Source organism: Propionivibrio sp., assembly GCF_017995515.1.
Taxonomy (GTDB): Bacteria; Pseudomonadota; Gammaproteobacteria; order Burkholderiales; family Rhodocyclaceae; genus Propionivibrio.
Window position 1 is genome coordinate 1 of the sequence record NZ_JAGOIT010000087.1, and the last position, 1,354, is coordinate 1,354.

At 63.5% G+C, this 1,354-nt stretch carries 1 protein-coding gene and 1 pseudogene; one reads left to right on the forward strand and one right to left on the reverse strand.

Annotation, left to right across the window (positions count from 1 at the left end; all coding sequences use genetic code 11):
• Positions 1 to 492 (forward strand): annotated as a pseudogene (locus KBA32_RS13215) (diguanylate phosphodiesterase); the annotation flags it as partial.
• 16 nt (positions 493 to 508) lie between these two features.
• On the opposite strand, the gene KBA32_RS13220 reads toward KBA32_RS13215, so the two are convergent.
• Positions 509 to 1,354: ABC transporter substrate-binding protein (locus tag KBA32_RS13220; protein WP_294359655.1), on the reverse strand; the 846-nt coding region annotated here is incomplete at its 5' end.

Consider the following 1,354-nt stretch of genomic DNA (forward strand, 5'->3'; position numbering starts at 1 on the left):
ACGCGCAACGTCAGCACGATCCGCCACGCCATCACCCTGCTCGGCCGACGCCAGTTGCAGCGCTGGCTGCAGCTCCTGCTGATGGTGCCCACCGAAAAGACGCCGGACGCCAGCCGCTCGCCGCTTTTGCAGGTCGCCGCGCTGCGCGGGCGGATGATGGAATTGTTGATCGGGCACGCACACCCGCGCGACCGCAAGCTCACCGACCAGGGGTTCATCACCGGCATCATGTCCATGATGCCGGCCGCGCTTGGGCTACCGGTGCAGGAAATCTTCGAGCAGATCTCGCTCGAACCAGAAGTCAGGCTGGCGCTGACCGAGCACCAGGGGCCTCTGGGACAGATCCTCGAACTGCTCGAATGCTATGACAACGAGGACGGCGACGGCTGCCAGCGCATCCTGGCCGAACTGACTGTCGTCGGCATCGATCACCACCGCCTCAACGGAGCCCTCGCGGAAGCGCTACGTTGGGTCAACGGCGGCGGGGAATAGCGCCGCGGAAGCCGAGTCAGCGCATGTCTTCCGGTAGCGAGTTGCGATTGATCGCAGCTTCGCTGCCGTAGTACTTCGCCATCAACCGCATATAGGTGCCGTTCGCCTTGATCGCCGCAAGTCCTTCGCGGAACCGGGTTCCGTACCGGTTGTCCGGGTCGCGCTTCTTCGAGCAGACCAGCGACACGTCGCCGCGGTTGAAGGGCTGGGTGAAGCGGTAGTTCGCCGCCTCGTCGGGAAAGAGCTTCTTCATGTACATCATCCCGGTCAGGTCGACGATCGCCCAAACGTCGATGCGTCCCAACTGGAGCTGCCTGGCTGACCCATCGTGCACGTTGTTGGCGACAAGGTGCAGGCTCGGCGTCATCTCAAGAAAGCGCATGATGCCGCTTCCGCGCAGCACACCGATGGCGTAGCCGGCCATGTCGCCGATCACGCCGTAGTGGATGCCTTCCGGGTAGCGCCGCTGGTCATACATGAAGATCTGCGTCACGTACTGCACGACCGACGAGACGGCGACGTTCGGCGCCACGTCCGGCGAAGAAAACAACACGGTGCCGCCGATGCCGCACACCGCCTGGCCGTCGCTCACCATCCGCACCATGCGCAGTACCGGCAGGAACTGCACTTCGACGTCGACTCGCACGGCCTTGAATGCGGCGACGACGAGGTCGCTACTCAGGCCCAGCCCCCCTTTCTCGCCACCGGGATCCTTCTGGTAGATCGGCGGGTACTCGAAGGCAACGACGACGATCCTGTCGTCGGCCGCAAACGCATCAGCCACAAGAGATGCGCTCAACAACACCCAAGCCAGAATTTCACGCATCGACGATCCCTTCGCGCAACGTCCGTCTCCGTTCAA